We start from the raw sequence: 16,861 nt of genomic DNA, 5'->3' as shown, positions 1-16,861 counted from the left end.
ACTCGGCCCCAGACCCAGACCCGGACTCGGGCTCGGGCTCAGCCGAAGACGACGCAGGAGGCGGCCGTGACCGGTACGGAGCCGTCGTACCGGGGCAGCCCGGTGCGCTCGTCCAGGGCGAACCAGCTCACGTCCCCGGAGCGTTCGTTGGCGGCGTAGAGGAAACCGGCGTGTTCGGCGAGGGCGCGCGGCCAGTGCCCGCCGCAGGGGACCGTGCCGACGAGCCGGAGCCCGTCCCCCTCGACGGCGAGGACCGACAGGACGTCCTCGCCGCGGGTGGCGGTCCACACGAAGCGGCCGTCGGGCGCGACCACGATGCCCGAGGGATAGGCGTCGCCGGCCGGGGCGCCCGGCAGCAGCGGGACCTCGGCCAGCGGCTTCAGGGCGCCCTCCGCCGGGTCCCAGCGGCACACGGTCACCGTCGGGGTGAGTTCGTTGACGACGTAGGCATGCTCGCCGTCCGGGTGGAAGGCCAGATGGCGCGGTCCCGAGCCGGGGCGCAGGGCGAACTCGCGGTACACGACGGGGGTGCCCTGGTCGAGGGCGCACACCCGCACCGAGTCGGTGCCGAGGTCGACGCTGACGGCCCACCGCCCGCCGGGGTCGGGCAGCACCTGGTGGACGTGCGGGCCGCGCTGGCGCCGGTCGTGCGGGCCCGATCCGGTGTGCTGGAGCTGGCCGGAGGGCTTGGCGGCGAGGGTGCCGTCCGGGCGCACGGGCACGGCGGTGACGCTGCCGGAACCGTAGTTGGCGGTCAGCACGTGGCCGTCGTACAGGCTGAGGTGGGTGGGGCCGCTGCCGTCCACCGGTACGGGCGGCCCGGCGAGTTCCGGCCGCTCGCCGCGCAGCCGGTACGCGGCGACGGCTCCCTCGGCGGTCTCGCTGACCGCGTAGAGCGTGCCGCCGCCCGGCGCCAGGGCCAGGTAGGACGGATCGGGTACGTCCTTCACGGCGGCGACCAGGGTGAGGGCGCCGCCGTCCGGCGCGACCCGCGCGGTCACCAGCCCGGGACCGCCCGCCGCGGTGAACGATCCGATGTACGCCCGGCGCCCGTCCGCGCCGCCGTGCTGTGCCACCGCTGTCCCCTCTCGGTAGAACCGCTCGCGGCCGACGGTAGCAGCCGCCCGTGCGCGGTCTAGACCAAGGGCGGGACAGCGGGCGGGTCTTTACGGACGCTGGGCAGGCCTCACAGGCCCCGGAAGACCCCTCGGACCCTGGGAGACCCCTCGGACCGGCCCGCAGGAGGTCCTCAGGCGTCCACCAGCCGTGAGCCCGCGGGCGTCCGCAGCGGCTCCGCCAGGTCGGCGAGGGCGCGCTCCAGCCCGTGCAGGTGGGCCAGGGCAGGTTCGACCGGTGTCTCGGCGGCCTCGGCCGGAGTGTGCGGGCCGCCCGCCGTCAGTGCCTCGACCGCGGTCTCCACGCGCCAGCAGGCGGCGGCCAGCCGGTCGTCGTGCGAGGCCTCCGGGTCGGCGGCGATCGCGACCAGGCCCCGGATCTCGCGGGCGCAGTCGTCCAGCAGCGCCAGCACCCGGTGGGCGCGCCGCTTGCGGGCCGGCATCAGGTGCAGCGGGTGCACCAGCGGCGCCACCGAGAGCCGTACCCGGCCGAGCAGGTGCTCCAGCTCGGCGACGAGCGGCGCCGGGTCGGCCCCGGGGGAGCCGCCGAGCCGGGCGGCGGCCTCGGCGGTGCAGGCGTGGACGCAGCGCAGGGCGCGCTGTATCCAGGCGTCGGTGGTGGCGTGCGTGGTGACCGGCAGCAGGAGCAGCACGGCCAGCGCGGCGCCGAGCGCGCCCACGGCGGTCTCCGTGACGCGCAGGGCGAGCAGGTCCGGGGTGAGGACGCCGAGCAGGCCGTACAGCATCTCGGCGAGCACGGTCACCCAGAGCATCATCCAGGTGTAGGAGACGGCGGCCGTGTAGAAGATGCCGAAGACGGCGACGGCCACGGCCACGGCGGTCGGGACCGGCGCCCCGTGCACCGGTACGGCGACGAGGAAGCCGAGGCCGATGCCGATCACCGTGCCGAGGACCCGGCGGAAGCCGCGCACCAGCGTCTCACCGCGCGAGGCGGTGTTGACGAAGACCCACCAGGTGGCGCCGACGGCCCAGTACCAGCGCTGGCCGGACACCAGTTGCCCGACGACCAGCGCGAACCCGGCGCCGGCGGTGGCCTGGAGCGCCTGCCGCGTGGTGACCCTGGCGAGGCCGGTGCCGCCGGGCGGCGGGGCGGGGACGAGGGCCGGGGGCAGCCGGCGTTCGTAGCACCAGCCACCGAAGCGGACCAGGGCGGCGCTGAGCAGGGAGAGCAGGACGGACGCGGAGAGCTCGGGCAGCCGGTCCGGGGTGGCGTGCAGGAACTGGGCGACGAAGAAGGTCATGAAGGCGAACACGCCGAGGCTGTGGCCGCGCGGGCCCCAGCGGCGGGCGTAGACCCCGGCGCCGACGACGGCCAGGAAGACCAGGTCGCGGGCGACGGGCACGGCGTGCAGCCCGGCCGCGGCGGCGAGCACCGGCAGGCCGACCGCGGGCAGCAGCGCCGTGGTGACCGCCTGCCCGCGCACGGTCGGGTCGGCGACGGTGAACAGCGCGAGTAGCGCGGCGAGGCCGCCGGTGACGGCTCCCACCAGCGAGTGTCCGACCGCCAGACAGACCACGACGGCCAGGCCGATGCCGAGGACGGCCCGGGCGGCGAAGCGCAGGCGCGCCCGCCCCGGGTCCGGGGCCACGAACATCCTCTTCAGCACTGCTGTCCTCCCCTGGGAACCACCGGCATGGAAAAGGCGCCGCGGAGGTCCGCAGCGCCATCGACACGCCCATGAGAGCACCACAGGGCTCACTGGCTCAAGTGTTTCCCGGATCACTGGGCCATTGGCGCAGCATCCGCCTGCGGTCTGAGCCGGGCGGAATGCCAACGGTCCAGGTCGGGTGGGTTCCTCGCGGGGCGGGTGGCTGGGCCATTGGTACAGTCGGGGATCATGGCCGTGGACGAGCTCGACACCCGTATCCTCCGGCTGCTCCTGGAGCAGCCGCGCACCAGCGTGCGCGAGTACGCGCGCGTCCTCGGCATCGCCCGCGGCACGCTCCAGGCCCGGCTCGACCGCCTGGAGCGGGACGGCGTGATCACCGGCACCGGCCCGACGCTCTCCCCCGGCGCCCTGGGCCATCCGGTGCTGGCGTTCGTGCACATCGAGGTCACCCAGGGGCATCTGGACGACGTGGGCGACGCCCTGGCCGCCGTACCGGAGATCGTGGAGGCCTTCTCGATCACCGGCGGCGGCGACCTGCTGGCCCGCGTGGTGGGCCGGGACAACGCCCATCTCGAAGACGTCATCCAGAAGCTGATCAGCCTCCCGGGCGTGGTGCGCACCCGCACCGAGGTGGCGCTGCGCGAGCGCGTCCCGTACCGGCTGCTGCCGCTGGTGGAGTCCGTCGGCCGGGCGGCCCGCGCCTGACGCCCGGCTCGCCCGCCCCTTGGCATTCTGTCCCGCATGAGCGATCTCGGTGCCCTTTCGGTCATCTTCGATCTGGACGGCACGCTGGTGGACAGCGAACCGAACTATTTCGAGGCGAGCCGGCGGACCCTGGCCGAGCACGGCGTCCCGGATTTCACCTGGACGGACCATGAGGGCTACGTCGGTATCAGCACCCGGGAGACGGTGGTGCTGTGGCGGGAGCGCTACGCCCTGAGCGCCCCGCCCGAGGAACTGCTGGCCGCACTGGAGCGGCGCTATCTGGCCCTCGCCCGCATCCGTACCCGGGTCTATCCGCAGATGCGCGCGTTCGTCGAATTGCTGGCCGCGGAAGCGGTGCCCATGGCGGTCGCCTCGGGCTCCTCCCCCGAGGCCATCGCCGCGATCCTGGCCGGCACCGGCCTGGGCGCGCACCTGCGTACGGCGGTCTCGGCCGACGAGGTCCCGCACGGCAAGCCCGCCCCCGACGTCTTCCTGGAGGCGGCCCGGCGTCTGGGCGCTGACCCCGCCGACTGTGTCGTCCTGGAGGACGCCGCACTCGGCGCGGCAGCCGCCCACGCGGCCGGGATGCGCTGCCTCGCGCTCCCCTACGTGGCCGCTCAGGCGCACGACCCCGGCTTCGCCGACGCGAGCCTGCTGCTGCCCGGCGGCCAGGAGGATTTCACGGCCCGGTCGGCGTACGCGTGGCTGCGGGAGACGGCCGGCGCGCGCCGGCACCGGGAGCGGCGGCCGGGGTGATGCCGGCGGTGGTTCTGCGTGCGCGCCGGGCCGGGGCTGCTTAGCGTGATCGCATGACCACACCACAGGCCCCGCCCGCGCCCGCCCCCGACGACCGGCGGTGGAAGGCGCTCGGGGTCTGTCTGACGGCGGGTTTCATCTCGCTGCTCGACACCTCGATCGTGAACGTGGCCCTGCCCTCCATGGAGCACGGCCTCGGGGCTTCCGAGGCCGCCCAGTCCTGGGTGGTCTCCGGGTACGCCCTCACCTTCGGGCTCGCGCTGGTGCCGGCGGGCCGGCTGGGCGACATGCGCGGCCGGCGGCAGGCCTTCCTGTTCGGGCTCGCGCTGTTCACGGTGGCCTCGGCGGCGTGCGGACTCGCCCCCGGCGCGACCTGGCTGGTGCTGTTCCGGCTGATCCAGGGCACCGCCGCCGGCATGGTCGCGCCGCAGACCTCCGGGCTGATCCAGCAGATGTTCCAGGGCGCCGAACGGGCCAAGGCCTTCGGCCTGCTCGGCAGCGTCATCGGGGTGTCGACGGCCGTGGGTCCACTGGCGGGCGGTCTGCTGATCAACGCGGTCGGCACCGATGACGGCTGGCGCTGGGTGTTCTTCGTGAACCTGCCGATCGGCATCGCCGCCTTCGTCGCGGGCCTGCGGCTGCTGCCGCGCTACCCCGTGGCGGCCGGCAAGCGGGAGACGTTCGACCTGTTCGGGGTGCTGCTGCTCGGCTCCGGTGTGCTCGCGCTGATGCTGCCCCTGGTGCAGGAGCAGCAGTGGCAGGGGCGGGAGAAGTGGGCGCTGTTCCCGGTGGCCGCGGTGCTGCTGGGCGCCTTCTGGGCGTGGGAGAAGCGGCAGGGCCGGCTCGGCCGGGCCCCGCTGGTCGACCTGGGATTGTTCTCGCTGCGCTCGTTCACGCTGGGCGCGCTGATCAGCCTGTCCTACTTCGCCGGGTTCACGACCGTCTTCTTCGTCATCACGCTCTACCTCCAGAACACCGTCGGCTACAGCGCGCTGGCCGCGGGCGTGACGGTGCTGCCCTTCGCGGCGGCCTCGGCCGTCGGCGCGGCCCTCGGCGGACGGCTGGTCGTGCGGCACGGCCGCAGGCTGGTCGTCATCGGGCTGAGCGGGGTGGCGCTGGGGCTGCTCGGGGTGGTCGCGGCGGTGCAGCTGGTGCCGGGGGACGGCGTCGGCTGGGCTACGGCGCTGCCGATGGTCGTCGGCGGGATCGGCTCCGGGCTCACCGTGTCGCCCAACACGACCCTCACCCTCACCCTCGTGCCCGTGCGCCGCGCCGGTGCGGCCGGCGGGGTGCTCCAGACCGGCCAGCGGGTCGGCTCCGCGGCCGGCATCGCCGTGGTGGGCGCGGTGTACTTCGCGCATCTCGCCAGCCACGGCCGTACGACCACGGCGATCCAGCTCGGACTGCTCACCGCGGTCGGCATCATCCTGATCGCCCTGCTGCTGGCGGTCGCGGACATGCGGGAGCGCCGGACGCGCACCGAGCCGGTGAGGCCTGGAGAGGCGGCACGGCCGGGTTCGGACGGAGACGGGGAGGGAGACGGGGTCGGGGAGAAGGTGGGCCGGGGCGTGTGAGGGGCGTGCCGGGCCCCGCCGTCACGATCTGCGGCGCGGCTTTCCTCGCTGCTTCGCCGGCTTGGCTCCGCCGCCACCGGTACGGCCGCGTGCCGTGCGCCCGGCCGACTTGGCCCCGCCCGACTTGACCCCGGCCGACTTCGCTCCGGCCGACTTCGCGGGTCCGGGCTTCTTCTGCCCCGCGCGCTGCCCCTTCCCCTCCTGCCCGGCGTCCGCATGCGCCGGCGTACGGCCGCGGGTGCTGTTGACCGTGCGGCCCCGGACGATGCCGATGAAGTCCTCCACCAGGTCGGTGGTGGCCTCCTGCGGCCAGGACAGCGCGACGCCCGACTGAGGGGCGTCCACGACCGGGCGGTAGGTCAGATCGCGGCGGTGGTGGAGGCGGGCCAGCGACTGCGGGACGACGAGCAGGCCGACGCCCGCCGCCACCAGCTCGATCGCGTCCTCGGTCGTCGCGGGCCGCTCGAAGGCCGGCTCACCGGGCGGCGCGGGCCAGTCGAAGACGTCGTCGCGGGGGTGGAACAGCACCTCGTCGGCGAGGTCGGCGAGCGTGACCTCGTCCACCGCGGTGATCAGGTGGTCCTTGGGGACGACCACCACCGAGGTCTCGGTGTACAGCGGGATCGCGCTGAGGACGTCCCGGTCCACGGGCAGCCGCACGAGGCCCGCGTCGGCCTCCCCGGCGCGCAGCAGCTCGGGCGCCTCGGCGGCGGACGCCTGGACGAGGACGAGCGGGATGTCCGGCAGCCGCTCGTTCCAGATCCTCACCCACTTGGCGGGCGTCACTCCGGGAACGTACGCGAGCCGGAACGACGGTGATTCCTCCGAGCCTGTCACCAGGCCAGGTTACCGGCCGTGGTCGGGATGCCCGCACCCGGCCGATACCCTTGACCTCATGAGTTCGCAGCAGAGCACCCAGACGATGAAGCCCGCGACCGCGGCGAAGAAGCTGGGTGTGTACCTCCCCGCCACTCCCGCCTCCTTCCAGGAGGGCGTGGTCTCGCGCGCCGAGCTGAACGAGTTGCAGACGAATCCGCCGGAATGGCTGCGCGAGCTGCGGCAGAACGGCCCCCACCCGCGTCCCGTGGTCGCGGCGAAGCTGGGCGTGTCCATCGCCGGTCTCGCGCGCGGCGGTGTCACCGAGGCGCTGACCACCGACCAGATCGAGGCGCTCAAGCAGGAGCGGCCCGAGTGGCTGGAGAAGGAGCGGGCCACGCAGGCGGAGGTCCGCAAGGAGGCCGCGCGCATCAAGCGCAAGAACGCCGAGCAGGCCGAGCAGGACTGACCTCGCGTCCCGCTTCCCGGCCGACGGCTCGGCCTGATCCCGGCCCCCGACCCACCGCTTCGAGGAACCCGGAACCGGCGGGAACGAGCAGCGACGTTTTCACATCTCCTCAACTGCACGTTCGCAAGCTGCACTTCTGCACATGCGCAACCTTGAAGGAGACTCGATGAATCGCGCGATCAAGCGGATCGGACTCACCGTCGCCGCCACGGCCGCCCTGTCCGTGCTCATCCCGGTGAGCACGGCTTCCGCGCTCAACCGCACGGACTGCGGCGGCCGGAAGGACCTCCTCAAGGTCACGAACTACGGCGGTTCGGGAACGCTCTGCTTCGCCAACGCGGGCTCCCAGAACGTCCACATCTACAACGTGAACAAGGTGGAGGCGGGGAACAACCGGGTCCTGGTCACGCTCGGCGGCCGCAACTACACCATCGAGAGGAACCACTCGATCGTGGACGTCGAGGGCCTCGACCAGGAACTGACCTACATCAAGATCTACTAGGGCTCCCGCCGCCACGGCCCGTGGCGGTAGGCCCGTTCCCACTCGTCTTCTCGCGAGAAGGGGCCCCACCGGCAAGGCCGGTGGGGCCCCTTCCATGTCGATCGACCCCACTCGTGCGATCTCGCTCAGGCGAGAAAGCTCAGCCGCACCCGGCGGCTCTCGTTGTCCTTGTTGGTGTCCACGAGACACACGGACTGCCAGGTGCCCAGTTCCAGACGGCCGTCGATCACCGGGAGGGTGGCGTGCGGAGGTACGAGGGCCGGCAGGACATGGTCGCGGCCGTGGCCGGGGCTGCCGTGGCGGTGCTGCCAGCGGTCGTCGGCGGGGAGCAGGGTGTGCAGGGCGGCGAGGAGATCGTCGTCGCTGCCGGCGCCCGTCTCGATGACGGCGATACCCGCGGTCGCGTGCGGGACGAAGACGTTGAGGAGGCCGTCGCGGCCGGCCGCCGCCTCCCGCAGGAACTCCTCGCAGTCCCGGGTGAGGTCGACGACGCGTTCCCGGGAGCCGGTGGAGACGCTCAGCGTTCGGGTGGTGAAGGCATCTGACATGACCCCATCCTGACCCATACGCCAGGTTTCACACCCCCGGACGTGACCAGCTCGCGATACCGGGGTCCACAGAGCGAGACATCGTTGACCCTGCGGTGCTCATCTGGCTACGTTCACCCGCATGTTGCGTTCAGCCCTGCTCACCACGCGCGGTCACATCGACCTGCTGCGGGTGGCCTCCGCCGCGTGTCGCCGCGGCCGCTGACGCCCTTCTCTCCTCCTTCTCCGTCTTCGCCTCGCCGACGTTTCGGCGGGCCGCCCCGTCGTACCCGTACGCCGCTCCCGGCCTGGATGGCCTGATCCGGTCGTGCCGTAGCGGCGGCGACTGCTGACGCGCCTCCGTTCTCCCGTCCGCTCTCTCCTCGTGGAGCGTCCATGAGCATCAGCCATGCCCCGCCCGGGTCGCCCTCACCGGACATATCCGGTATATCTAAGTCTTTTGCCCCGAATGCCGAGGGCGTTTCCGGCCCCGACCTCCAGCCCGTCGTCCCCGTCTCCTCCCGGCGTGCCCGCGTACCGCGCTGGCTGCGCCGTACCTCCGGTCCGCTGCTGCTGCTCGTCCTGTGGCAACTCCTCAGCGCCACGGGGGTACTGACGGCCGATGTGCTCGCTTCCCCGGAGCGGATCGCGCAGGTCGGCCGGGATCTGATCAGCGACGGCTCGCTGCCGTCGGCGATGGGCACCTCACTGCGGCGCGTCGCTTTCGGCCTGCTGTTCGGCACCGTCATCGGGACCGGACTCGCGCTGGTCTCGGGGCTGTTCCGGATCGGCGAGGACCTGGTGGACGCGCCGGTGCAGATGCTGCGCACGGTGCCGTTCGTCGGTCTCATCCCGCTGTTCATCATCTGGTTCGGCATCGGCGAGGCCCCGAAGACCGCCATCATCACCCTCGGTGTGACGTTCCCGCTCTACCTCAACGTGTACGCCGGCATCCGCGGCGTGGACACCCAGCTCATCGAGGCGGGCGAATCGCTGGGGCTGTCCCGGTGGGGGCTGGTGCGGCACGTGGTGCTGCCGGGCGCCCTGCCCGGCGCGCTGACCGGGCTGCGCTACTCGCTCGGCGTCGCCTGGCTCGCGCTGGTCTTCGCCGAGCAGGTCAATGCCGACTCCGGCATCGGGTTCCTGAGGGTGCAGGCGCGGGAGTTCCTGCGGACCGACGTGATCGTGGTCTGCCTGATCGTCTACGCCTTCCTCGGTCTGCTCGCCGACTTCATCGTCCGCTCCCTCGAAAGGCTGCTGCTGCAATGGCGACCGACGTTCACCGGCCGGTGACGCCCACGGTGACCCAGGCGGTGCGCGTGGAGGGGCTGTCCCGCACCTTCGACGGCCGCGCGGTCATCGACGACCTCCGGCTCGACATCGCACCGGGCGAGTTCGTCGCCCTGCTCGGCCGCAGCGGCTGCGGCAAGTCGACACTGCTGCGGATCCTCGCGGGCCTGGACCGCGACATCAAGGGCACCGCGCTGGTCCCGCGCCGCAGGGCCGTGGCCTTCCAGGCACCCCGGCTGATGCCGTGGAAGAAGGTGTGGCGCAACGTGCTGCTGGGCCTGCCCGGCAAGCCCGAACGGGCCCGTGCCGAACGGACGCTGGACGAGGTGGGCCTCGGTCATCGGGCCGGCGCCTGGCCCAAGACCCTCTCCGGCGGCGAAGCCCAGCGCGCCTCCCTCGCCCGGGCGCTGGTGCGCGAGCCCGACCTGCTGCTGCTGGACGAGCCGTTCGGCGCGCTCGACGCGCTCACCCGGATCAAGGCCCAGCACCTGGTCGCGGAGGTGTGGCAGCGCCGCGGCTGCGCCGTGCTGCTTGTCACGCACGACGTCGAGGAGGCCGTCCTGCTCGCCGACCGGGTCCTGGTCATGGACGACGGCCGGATCGCCCACGAGCAGCACGTCGGCCTGGACCGGCCGCGTGACATCACCGATCCCCGGTTCGCCGAACTCCGCGCCGGCCTGCTGCGACGACTCGGCGTCGACACCGCCTGACCCCCTCTCCTGATTCTCCCCCTCTCTTTTCCGCGCACATGAACGGAACCGTCATGCGACAACGCCTCCTGCCCGCCGCGCTGCTCCTGCCCCTCGCCCTGCTGCTCACCGCCTGCGGCGGCGACTCGTCCGCCGACACCGGCGGCGACGTCGACGGAAAGGGCTCGGTCACGCTCAACGTCGGTGACCAGAAGGGCGGTTCGGAGGCCATCCTGCGCGCCGCCGGTGAGCTGAAGAACCTCGACTACAAGATCAAGTGGTCGACCTTCACCTCCGGTCCGCCACTGCTGGAGGCCGTCAACGCCAAGGCCGTCGACATCGGCGGAGTCGGCAACACCCCGCCGGTCGTCGCGGCGGGCTCGGATTCGAAGATCAGCGTCGTGGCCGCCTGGCACGGCACCTCCAAGAGCGACGCCATCCTCGTACCGAACAGCTCCAAGCTGACCGCGCCGAACCAGCTCAAGGGCAGGTCCGTCGCGGTCGCGCAGGGTTCGTCGGCACACTTCCAGCTGGTCGCCTCGCTCCAGGCCGCCGGGCTGAGCCTGGACGACGTCAAGGTCAAGTACCTCCAGCCCGCCGACGCGCTCGCCGCCTTCACCTCCGGCAAGGTCGACGCCTGGGCGGTCTGGGACCCGTACACCTCCCAGGTGCTCCAGGCCAAGCAGGGGCGCGTGCTCACCACCGGCGAAGGCATCACCAACGGGCTCACCTTCCAGGTGGCCGCGCCCTCCGCGCTGGCGGACCCGAAGAAGGCCGCCGCCGTCAAGGACTACCTGACACGGTTGCGCCGGGCGCAGGACTGGGTCCACGGCCATCAGGAGGAGTGGGCCAGGGAATGGGCGAAGGACACCGGGCTGCCCTATGAAACGGCGCTGGGCGCGGTGCGGCGAAGCGTTTCCACGCGGGTCGCGGTCGCCGTCGACAAACCGCTGATCGCCTCCGAGCAGCAGCTCGCCGACACCTTCACCAATTTGCAGCTCATCCCGAAGAAGGTGCGCTTCGCCGACTTCGTGGACGACCGGTTCAACGGTGACCTGCCCCCGTCCACGACCGCTCCCAAGAACTGAGAGACGAGAGGAGATTGGCGATGGCCGTACGACTGCACTGGTTCCTGCCGACGGGCGGCGACGGGCGCACCCTGGTGGACCGGCACGCCTACGGCCCGAACGACGGCCGCAGGACCGCCGGGGTACGCGCCCCGGACATCGAGTATCTGACGCAGATCGCCAAGGCGGCCGAGCAGCTCGGCTTCGAGGCGGTGCTGACGCCGACCGGCACCTGGTGCGAGGACGCCTGGCTGACCACGGCCGCCCTCGCGCAGCACACCGAACGGCTGAAGTTTCTGGTGGCGTTCCGGCCGGGACTGCTGTCGCCGACGCTGGCCGCGCAGATGGCGTCGACCTACCAGCGGGTGACCCGGGGCCGGCTGCTGCTGAACGTGGTGACCGGCGGCGACTCGGTCGAACAGCGCCGCTTCGGCGACCATCTGGACCACGACAGGCGCTACGAGCGCACGGACGAGTTCCTGTCGGTGGTGCGCGGGGTGTGGCGGGGGCAGCCGTTCGACTTCCACGGCGCCCACTACCAGGTGGAGGGCGGGCTGACCGCGCTGGCGCCCGACCCGGTGCCGCAGGTGTTCTTCGGCGGCTCCTCCGCCGCGGCCGGACCGGTGGCGGCCCGGCACGCCGACGTGTATCTGACGTGGGGCGAGCCGCCGGCGCAGGTGAAGGAGAAGACGGACTGGATCCGTTCGCTGGCCGAACGGGAAGGCCGTACCGTGCGCTTCGGCATCCGGCTGCACACCATCTCCCGGGACTCCTCGGCGGAGGCGTGGGCCACGGCGAACCGGCTGCTCGACGACCTCGACGCCGATACCGTCGCCGCGGCCCAGGCCGCGCTCGGGCGCAGCGAGTCGGTGGGCCAGCGCCGGATGCTGGAGCTGCACGGCGGCTCACGGGACCGGCTGGAGATCCACCCGAACCTGTGGGCGGGGATCGGGCTGGTCCGGGGTGGCGCGGGTACGGCGCTGGTCGGCAGCCACGCCGAGGTCGCCGACCTGATCGAGGAGTACCACGCGCTCGGCATCGAGCACTTCGTCCTCTCCGGCTATCCGCATCTGGAGGAGGCGTACTGGTTCGGTGAGGGGGTGATCCCGGAACTCGCCGCACGGGGCCTGTCGGCGGGCACGGCCGCCGGGGACGGGGCGCCGCTGCTGGTGGCCGGCGGGCGCTGAACGGCCGGGAAGATCCGCGCGCGGCTCCCTGTTGGGGGAAGCGTGAACGCACTCCACGAGGTTCAGGTAGTCGTCATAGGCGCTGGTCAGGCCGGTCTGGCTGGCGCCTATCACCTGCGGCGCACCGGGTTGGAGCCGGAGCGTGACTTCGTGGTGCTGGACCACTCCCCCGCGCCGGGCGGCGCCTGGCAGTTCCGCTGGCCCTCGCTGACGTACGGCAAGGTGCACGGGATGCACGCGCTGCCCGGCATGGAGCTGACGGGCGCCGATCCCGCGCGGCCGTCGGCGGAGGTCATCGGCGAGTACTTCGACCGGTACGAGCGCGCCTTCGGCCTGCGGGTGCGGCGGCCGGTGGACGTGCGCGCGGTCCGGGCGGGCGAGGGCGGGCGACTGCTGGTGGAGACCTCGCGGGGCGCTTGGTCGACACGCGCGCTGATCAACGCGACCGGAACCTGGGACCGGCCCTTCGTGCCGCGCTATCCGGGCCAGGAGGCCTTCCGGGGCCGGCAGTCGCACACCGCGCGGTACACCGGGCCCGAGGAGTTCGCGGGGCTGCGGGTGGTGGTCGTGGGCGGTGGCGCCTCGGGCACCCAGCACCTGCTGGAGCTGGCCCCGTACGCCGCCGCCACCACCTGGGTGACCCGGCGGCCCCCGGTGTTCCGCGAGGGGCCCTTCGACCAGGAGGCGGGCCGGGCAGCGGTCGCGCTGGTGGCGGAACGGGTGCGCCAGGGGCTGCCGCCGCGCAGCGTGGTGTCGGTCACCGGGCTGCCGCTCAACGACGCGATCCGGCGGGGTCTCGCGGACGGGGTGCTGGACCGGAAGCCGATGTTCGACCGGATCACTCCGGACGGCGTGGCCTGGGACGACGGCCGGCGGGTGGCGGCCGACGTGATCCTGTGGGCGACCGGTTTCCGGGCCGCGCTCGACCACCTGGCCCCGCTCCGGCTGCGTGAGCCCGGCGGCGGCATCCGGCTGGACGGTACCCGCGCGGTGGCCGACCCGCGGGTGCACCTCGTGGGGTACGGTCCCTCGGCGAGCACCATCGGCGCGAACCGGGCGGGCCGCGCGGCCGTCCGGGACATCGGACGGCTGCTGGCCGGCCAGGACACGGCGGCCGCGTGACGTCCCGTCAGCTCGGACGTCCCGCCGGCCCGGACATCCCGTCGGTTCAGCGGGTGGCCGGTGCCGAGGACGCCGGTGACTGCCGAGGGCCCGGGGTTCCTGCCGCGGCGCTCTGGTGGCGGGCGTTGAATTCCGCCACATTGCGCATGTGCGTGGTGTAGTCCGCGGTGAAGCGAGTGTCCCCGGGCTTGACGGTGACGAAGTACAGCCAGTCACCCGGTGTCGCGTTGAGCGCCGCTCGCATCGCGTCCTCGCCGGGGTTGTCGATCGGAGTCGGCGGCAGACCCATGCGCTGGTAGGAGTTGTAGGGGCTCTCGATCCGGGTGTCGTCCTCGGTGGTGCTCAGGGTGGTGCGGTTCAGCCCGTAGTTGAGGGTCGAGTCCATCTGGAGCGGCATGCCGCGCTCCAGCCGGTTGAGGACGACCCGGGCGACCTTGCCCATGTCCGCCTTCGTCCCGGCCTCGGCCTGCACGATGCTGGCGATGGTGATGGCCTGGTAGAGGTTCATGGCGTTGCGCTGCGCCCCGGCCGCGACCGGCGCCGCGTCGAACTTCCGCTCGGCGGTGGTGACCATGTCCCGCAGCAGGGACTCGGGCGTCGCCCCCTGCCGCACCGGGTAGGTCGCCGGGAACAGATAGCCCTCGGGGTTGCCCTCGGCCTCACCGGGGAGCTTGAGACCGGCCTTGCCGACGGACTTGCGGGTGCTGCCGGAGGGCAGCTTCAGCACCTTGTCGATCGCGTCGTACACCTGGCCGGCGCGCCGGCCCTCCGGGATGACCAGGGTGACGGGCTTCGGCTCCGGGCGGCCGGGCTCGTCGCCGCCCACCACCAGCAGCGGCACCGCCACGGCGGTGCCGGCCACGACGGCGCCTGCCGCGACCAGGGCGAGTCGGCCTCGGCGGGTCAGTCGGAACGTGCTCCGCAGCGGAGTTTTCGTCTGCATGCGGGCACGGTAGTACGCATATCGCCACAAACCCGGCAAATATTCAGTTTGTCTACCGCTGCGTCAGGCGACGGGTTCCAGCTGTGCGTCCCGGCGCACCAGGGCCGCGTAACGCCCGTCCAGCTCCAGCAATTCGTCGTGGCTGCCGCGCTCCACGACCCGGCCCGCGTCCAGGACCACGATCTGGTCGGCGTCGCGGACCGTGGACAGGCGGTGGGCGATGGTGACGGTCGTGCGGTTGGCGGACAGGGCGTCGATGGCCTTCTGGACGGCCGCTTCCGTGCGGGTGTCGAGCGCGCTGGTCGCCTCGTCGAGGATGAGCACCGGCGGATCGCGCAGGATGGTGCGGGCTATCGCGAGGCGCTGCTTCTCGCCTCCGGAGAAGCGGTGGCCGCGCTCGCCGACGACCGTGTCGTATCCATCGGGCAGGGCGGCGATGTGGTCGTGGATCTGCGCCGCCCGGGCCGCCGCGTGCAGTTCCTCGTCGGTGGCGTCCGGCTTGGCGAAACGGAGGTTGTCGGCGACCGTCGCGTGGAAGAGGTACGTCTCCTGCGAGACGACGCCGACCGCGCGGGCGAGGGTGTCGAAGTCCAGGTCGCGGACGTCGATGCCGTCCAGGGTGACGCGGCCGCCGGTGACGTCGTAGAGGCGCGGCACCAGGTAGCCCAGCGTGGACTTGCCCGCGCCGGTCGGGCCGACGACGGCGAGGCTGCCGCCGGCGGGCACGGTGACGTCGATGCCGTCGAGCACCGGGCCGCCCTTGCCGTCGTACCGGAACTCCACCTCCTCGAAACGGACCTCGCCTTTGACCCGGTCGAGGTGGACGGGCTGTTCGCGCTCGGTGATGTCGACGGGCAGGTCCAGATACTCGAAGATGCGCTGGAAGAGCGCGAGCGAGGTCTGGATCTGGACGCCGGTGGCGAGCAGGCTCACGGCGGGGCGGAACAGGCCCTGCTGGAGGGAGACGAAGGCGACGATGGTGCCGAGGGAGACCTCGGGACCGCCGAACCGGAGGGCGAGGCCCGCGGTCCAGTAGATGACGGCCGGCATCGCGGCCATGACGACGGTGATCACGGCCATGCGCCAGCGACCGGCCATGTTCGATCTGACCTCCAGATCGACCAGGCGCTCGGACTCGTCGGCGAAGGACGCGGTGAGCGAGCCGGAGCGGCCCATCGTGCGGCCGAGCAGGATGCCGCTGACGGAGAGCGACTCGGTGACGGTCGCGGCCATGGCGGCCATCTGCTTCTGCCGCTGGGTGGTGATCCTCTTGCGTTCGTCGCCGACTCTTCTGCTGATCCACACGAACACCGGAAGCAGGAGCAACGAGACGACGGTGAGCCGCCAGTCGAGGGCGACCATGGCGACGATCGTGGCGACCACGCTGGTGACGTTCGAGACCAGGGAGGTGGCGGTGGAGGTGACGGTGGCCTGCATACCGCCGATGTCGTTGGCGATGCGGGACTGCACCTCACCGGTGCGGGTGCGGGTGAAGAAGGCGAGGGACATGCGCTGGAGCCGGCCGTAGACGGCGGTGCGCAGGTCGTGCATGACGCGCTGGCCGACCGTCGTCGAGATCAGTGTCTGCAGTACGCCGAAGACGCTGGACAGGAGGGCGCTGAAGATCATGCCGAGCGCGAGCAGGCTCAGCAGGCCGGTGCGCCCCTGGGGGAGCGCGACGTCGAGGATCTCCCTGAGCAGGAAGGGCGTGGCCACCGAGACCAGGGAGGAGGCGCCTACCAGCAGGCCGACGATCGCGAGCCGGCCGCGGTAGGGGCGGAAGAGGCCGAGGATGCGGCGCACCTGCCGGGGCTGTTCGCCCGCGTCGGCGGGTGGGGTCCAGGAGGTTTCACGTTCGGGGTTCATGGGCTCCTACGGAGGTGAACGGGCGCCGGCCGAGGACGGCCGGCGAGGACTGAATGGAGCATAGCTCATTGTTACCTATACTCACAATGAACGGCGTCCTGATATTGTTCCCGCATGACCATCCCAGATCCCGACGGACTCCTCGCCGAGCAGTTGCTGCGGCTGACCCGCCGGGTGCACCGCATCCAGAAACGTCATCTGGAGGAGCGTGACCTGGGCGTCACACCGGCCCAGTCCCGGCTGCTGCGCACGCTCGCGCACTACTCCTCGCCGCCCCGCATGGCCGACCTCGCCGCGCGCCTGGAGGTCGTGCCCCGAGCGGTGACGACGCTGGTCGACGGGCTGGAGGCGAGCGGCAAGGTGCGCCGGGCACCCGATCCGGCGAACCGGCGCGTGACCCGGATCGAGCTGACCGACGAGGGCCGGGCGACCCTGGACAAGCTGCGCGGCGCCCGCCGCTCGGCCGCCGAGGAGATACTCGCTCCGCTCACCGAGAAGGAGCGCCAGGTGCTCGGCGTCCTGCTGGACACCCTGGTCGACGGAGACGCCGTCAAGCCCTGCTGACAGCGGCACGGCCCCCGCTCGGGAGAGGGGGCCGCTGC

General features: G+C 72.5%; 18 protein-coding genes. 12 read left to right on the top strand and 6 right to left on the bottom strand.

Features of this window, described 5'->3' with window-relative positions; all coding sequences use genetic code 11:
- Nucleotides 1-38 precede the first annotated feature (38 nt).
- Nucleotides 39-1,076 carry a lactonase family protein gene (locus NX794_RS06700; RefSeq protein WP_258777275.1) on the bottom strand — a complete coding sequence of 346 codons (1,038 nt, stop codon included), beginning with the start codon at nucleotides 1,074-1,076 and terminating at the stop codon, nucleotides 39-41.
- Nucleotides 1,077-1,249: 173 nt separating this feature from the next.
- Nucleotides 1,250-2,743 (bottom strand): FUSC family protein, encoded by a 1,494-nt coding sequence (locus NX794_RS06695; RefSeq protein ID WP_258777274.1) that lies wholly within the window; start codon nucleotides 2,741-2,743, stop codon nucleotides 1,250-1,252.
- A 231-nt stretch (nucleotides 2,744-2,974) separates the two neighbouring features.
- Between NX794_RS06695 and NX794_RS06690 the strand changes: the two genes are divergently transcribed.
- From NX794_RS06690 to NX794_RS06680, 3 genes are read left to right on the top strand one after another with little or no spacing between them, the layout of a single operon-like run.
- Nucleotides 2,975-3,451: an Lrp/AsnC family transcriptional regulator gene (locus NX794_RS06690; protein WP_258777272.1), complete on the top strand. Its 477-nt coding sequence runs from the start codon at nucleotides 2,975-2,977 to the stop codon at nucleotides 3,449-3,451.
- Nucleotides 3,452-3,487: 36 nt separating this feature from the next.
- Entirely contained in the window at nucleotides 3,488-4,207 is a 720-nt protein-coding gene (locus NX794_RS06685; protein ID WP_258777271.1) for an HAD family hydrolase, read from the top strand.
- A gap of 53 nt (nucleotides 4,208-4,260) precedes the next feature.
- Nucleotides 4,261-5,781, top strand: a complete 1,521-nt coding sequence (locus tag NX794_RS06680) for an MFS transporter (RefSeq protein ID WP_258777270.1) — start codon at nucleotides 4,261-4,263, stop codon at nucleotides 5,779-5,781.
- A gap of 21 nt (nucleotides 5,782-5,802) precedes the next feature.
- Here NX794_RS06680 and NX794_RS06675 read toward each other — a convergent pair whose 3' ends face one another.
- Nucleotides 5,803-6,618 (bottom strand): LysR family substrate-binding domain-containing protein, encoded by an 816-nt coding sequence (locus NX794_RS06675; protein ID WP_258777269.1) that lies wholly within the window; start codon nucleotides 6,616-6,618, stop codon nucleotides 5,803-5,805.
- 58 nt (nucleotides 6,619-6,676) lie between these two features.
- On the opposite strand from NX794_RS06675, the gene NX794_RS06670 reads away from it, so the two are divergent.
- Both NX794_RS06670 and NX794_RS06665 read left to right on the top strand, forming a co-directional pair.
- Entirely contained in the window at nucleotides 6,677-7,066 is a 390-nt protein-coding gene (locus NX794_RS06670) for a DUF5997 family protein (protein WP_258777268.1), read from the top strand.
- A gap of 166 nt (nucleotides 7,067-7,232) precedes the next feature.
- Nucleotides 7,233-7,568 (top strand): beta/gamma crystallin domain-containing protein, encoded by a 336-nt coding sequence (locus NX794_RS06665; RefSeq protein WP_258777267.1) that lies wholly within the window; start codon nucleotides 7,233-7,235, stop codon nucleotides 7,566-7,568.
- Nucleotides 7,569-7,693: 125 nt separating this feature from the next.
- On the opposite strand, the gene NX794_RS06660 is transcribed toward NX794_RS06665, so the two are convergent.
- Entirely contained in the window at nucleotides 7,694-8,116 is a 423-nt protein-coding gene (locus NX794_RS06660) for a secondary thiamine-phosphate synthase enzyme YjbQ (RefSeq protein WP_258777266.1), read from the bottom strand.
- A 121-nt stretch (nucleotides 8,117-8,237) separates the two neighbouring features.
- Between NX794_RS06660 and NX794_RS36040 the strand changes: the two genes are divergently transcribed.
- The 6 genes from NX794_RS36040 (at nucleotide 8,238) to NX794_RS06635 (ending at nucleotide 13,450) form a co-directional block, all read left to right on the top strand.
- A complete protein-coding gene (locus NX794_RS36040) occupies nucleotides 8,238-8,321 on the top strand; it encodes a putative leader peptide (RefSeq protein ID WP_313884353.1) in 84 nt (27 codons plus the stop codon).
- A 170-nt stretch (nucleotides 8,322-8,491) separates the two neighbouring features.
- Nucleotides 8,492-9,388: an ABC transporter permease gene (locus NX794_RS06655; protein ID WP_258777265.1), complete on the top strand. Its 897-nt coding sequence runs from the start codon at nucleotides 8,492-8,494 to the stop codon at nucleotides 9,386-9,388.
- The gene (locus NX794_RS06650) at nucleotides 9,361-10,095 is read left to right on the top strand and encodes an ABC transporter ATP-binding protein (RefSeq protein WP_258777264.1); all 735 of its coding nucleotides are present in this window, start codon (nucleotides 9,361-9,363) and stop codon (nucleotides 10,093-10,095) included. The genes NX794_RS06655 and NX794_RS06650 overlap by 28 nt, the downstream gene beginning before the upstream one ends.
- A gap of 53 nt (nucleotides 10,096-10,148) precedes the next feature.
- Nucleotides 10,149-11,162: an ABC transporter substrate-binding protein gene (locus tag NX794_RS06645; RefSeq protein WP_258777263.1), complete on the top strand. Its 1,014-nt coding sequence runs from the start codon at nucleotides 10,149-10,151 to the stop codon at nucleotides 11,160-11,162.
- 20 nt (nucleotides 11,163-11,182) lie between these two features.
- Nucleotides 11,183-12,328, top strand: coding sequence for an LLM class flavin-dependent oxidoreductase (locus NX794_RS06640; RefSeq protein WP_258777261.1), 1,146 nt, complete (start codon nucleotides 11,183-11,185; stop codon nucleotides 12,326-12,328).
- Between the two features lie 42 nt (nucleotides 12,329-12,370).
- Nucleotides 12,371-13,450: an NAD(P)-binding domain-containing protein gene (locus tag NX794_RS06635; RefSeq protein ID WP_258777260.1), complete on the top strand. Its 1,080-nt coding sequence runs from the start codon at nucleotides 12,371-12,373 to the stop codon at nucleotides 13,448-13,450.
- Between the two features lie 46 nt (nucleotides 13,451-13,496).
- Here NX794_RS06635 and mltG read toward each other — a convergent pair whose 3' ends face one another.
- Together mltG and NX794_RS06625 are read right to left on the bottom strand one after the other, a co-directional pair.
- Nucleotides 13,497-14,393: an endolytic transglycosylase MltG gene (gene mltG, locus NX794_RS06630; protein WP_258777259.1), complete on the bottom strand. Its 897-nt coding sequence runs from the start codon at nucleotides 14,391-14,393 to the stop codon at nucleotides 13,497-13,499.
- Nucleotides 14,394-14,456: 63 nt separating this feature from the next.
- Nucleotides 14,457-16,259: an ABC transporter ATP-binding protein gene (locus NX794_RS06625; protein ID WP_258777258.1), complete on the bottom strand. Its 1,803-nt coding sequence runs from the start codon at nucleotides 16,257-16,259 to the stop codon at nucleotides 14,457-14,459.
- 114 nt (nucleotides 16,260-16,373) lie between these two features.
- On the opposite strand from NX794_RS06625, the gene NX794_RS06620 reads away from it, so the two are divergent.
- The gene (locus NX794_RS06620; RefSeq protein ID WP_258777257.1) at nucleotides 16,374-16,823 is read left to right on the top strand and encodes a MarR family winged helix-turn-helix transcriptional regulator; all 450 of its coding nucleotides are present in this window, start codon (nucleotides 16,374-16,376) and stop codon (nucleotides 16,821-16,823) included.
- The last annotated feature ends 38 nt before the right edge of the window (nucleotides 16,824-16,861 follow it).

The sequence above is a fragment of the Streptomyces pyxinicus genome, assembly GCF_024753135.1.
In the GTDB taxonomy this organism is placed as follows: Bacteria; Actinomycetota; Actinomycetes; order Streptomycetales; family Streptomycetaceae; genus Streptomyces; species Streptomyces pyxinicus.
Note: the sequence above shows the minus strand (reverse complement) of the source record. Positions and strands in the feature narration are given on the sequence as shown.